The organism is Microcystis sp. M53602_WE12 (genome assembly GCF_030065455.1).
In the GTDB taxonomy this organism is placed as follows: Bacteria; Cyanobacteriota; Cyanobacteriia; order Cyanobacteriales; family Microcystaceae; genus Microcystis; species Microcystis aeruginosa.
The window spans coordinates 1-1,880 of the sequence record NZ_JASJFB010000621.1; the positions used below are offsets into that span (position 1 = coordinate 1).

The 1,880-nt window shown below is 44.8% G+C and carries 2 protein-coding genes; one reads left to right on the forward strand and one right to left on the reverse strand.

Going from position 1 to position 1,880, the window contains the following annotated elements; all coding sequences use genetic code 11:
- Positions 1 to 123 precede the first annotated feature (123 nt).
- Positions 124 to 567 (forward strand): molybdenum cofactor biosynthesis protein MoaE, encoded by a 444-nt coding sequence (locus PX482_RS19660; RefSeq protein WP_004163195.1) that lies wholly within the window; start codon positions 124 to 126, stop codon positions 565 to 567.
- A 2-nt stretch (positions 568 to 569) separates the two neighbouring features.
- Here the strand turns inward: PX482_RS19660 and PX482_RS19665 are convergent, their stop codons facing one another.
- Entirely contained in the window at positions 570 to 1,649 is a 1,080-nt protein-coding gene (locus tag PX482_RS19665) for an AOC03_06830 family ribosome hibernation factor (protein WP_288122896.1), read from the reverse strand.
- Between the last annotated feature and the right edge of the window lie 231 nt (positions 1,650 to 1,880).

Sequence of the window (1,880 nt, forward strand, 5' to 3'; positions counted from 1 at the left end):
ACACCCCACACCCCACACCCCACACCCCACACCCCACACCCCACACCCTACACCCCACACCCCACACCCTACACCCCACACCCCACACCCTACACCCCACACCCAACCCCCATCACCTCATCCATGACACCAGATAGTTTTCGCGTCAGTTTTGCTCCCTTATCTTTGCAGGAAGTATATCAATTAGCCGATGATGGGGCTAATGGTGCTATTGTACTAATGAGTGGCACTGTACGGGAGCAAACCGACGGTAAACCGGTTATTTATCTTGATTATCAGGCCTACGAACCCATGGCGATCGAGGTTTTCCGGCAAATTGCCGGGCAAATTCGGCAAACCTGGCCCGATACCAATCGAGTTGTCATTCACCATCGCACCGGTAAGCTACAAATCGGTGAAATTAGCGTCTTAGTAGCGGTGGGTTGTCCCCATCGGGGGGAAGCTTTCGCAGCCTGTCGTTATGCTATTGATACTCTCAAGCATAATGCCCCCATCTGGAAAAAAGAATACTGGTCTGATGGTTCTAGTCAATGGGTTAGTATTGGGGCTTGTGAAACGGCCCATTAGGTCTAATAACGCAAAATTAAGGCAATTTTTTGGTAATCGTTCAAGGAATCTTCATCGACTAAAGCTACACGTCCTCCCTTGGCCAATACCACTTCGATAATTTCATCCACTGCATCATCGATTACCTCCGTACCACCGACGTTTTCCACCAGCACTAAATCACCGTTTTCGCTTAAAACTGCGGGTACATGGTAATTTTTCTCCACTAATAACAATTTTCCTCGACCTTCCTGCGCTAAACGCCACACTTCTCCCAGGGTAGAGATAACTTTTTGAGCGCTGACTGCCGCGTCCAAAGCTTGCAGGGCTTCAGTTTTTTGATTCTGACGCACTGAATGCATAATCGGCAATACTTGCGGAATTAATTCTGGCAGTGAGGTTTTGTCAAAATTGCCGGTTAAAGTGCCAACAATTGCTGATGTGTACTGTGAAACTTCTTGAAAGAAGGAAATTTGACGAACCACTCCACCCACAATCAAAGGGGAAGAATCATCAATGTCAATGTATTCACCCAGAGCATTATCTACCTGCTGGAAAAATCGCCGGATTCTATCATCTAGATAACTGGTATCGGCATCAAAGGGCAGTGGTGCGGTGGCCCCCGGTCCAGTCATTTCTAAGGGAAAATTTTGATCGCGAATTTCTTCGAGAGTTTCTCCTGTAGCTGAGATTAAACGAGTAGAACCCTGACTTAATAGTAACAGCCAATAGGGTTGTTCTCGATGTAATCCATAAACTAAATCCCGTGTGGCAAAGGTTTTATCGATGACAACTCTTGCCTGGACAGAAAAAGGCAGGTTATAAAGCTTGGCAATATCCGGACCAATATAGATAGCTAATCCATCTAGAGTATAAGGATAATCTATTTCAGCCACTAGACTATCGAGGCGCTCGAACAAAGGTTCGATTTCACGTTTAGAGAATTCTGCCGATAATCGGCGCTTTGCTTCATCGACCAAATTTTTAACGAGAATAGGGTCTTGTTTGTTATCCGGTGAGGTGCGATGGGTAGGTAAGAGAATGGAAAGGGCGGGTATTTGAGTTAGGGATTGTAGTTTCTTAAGTTCTTGACGAGTAATCATTGATTTTAGCTTGATTGATAGGGTTAAGGAGCTAAAAATACTGGCTTTATCCAGATTTTCTCGATTTATTCAGTATTCCAGCTAACATTTGGCTCTTCGGTTTGTGTTATGCAATGGACGGGGGTTATAAGGGATGGAACCCTTATAGAGAAAGGCATTTAGCGATTTTTGTCAATTGTTTTTATCTAGAGCGAACTAATCAATTAAGTCTCTTGCCAGATAAGGATTTAG

Bases quoted from the DNA above. Each gene is read 5' to 3' on its own strand.
- PX482_RS19665 (WP_288122896.1), bottom strand. From the start codon at position 1,649: ATGATTACTCGTCAAGAACTTAAGAAACTACAATCCCTAACTCAAATA.
- PX482_RS19660 (WP_004163195.1), top strand. From the start codon at position 124: ATGACACCAGATAGTTTTCGCGTCAGTTTTGCTCCCTTATCTTTGCAG.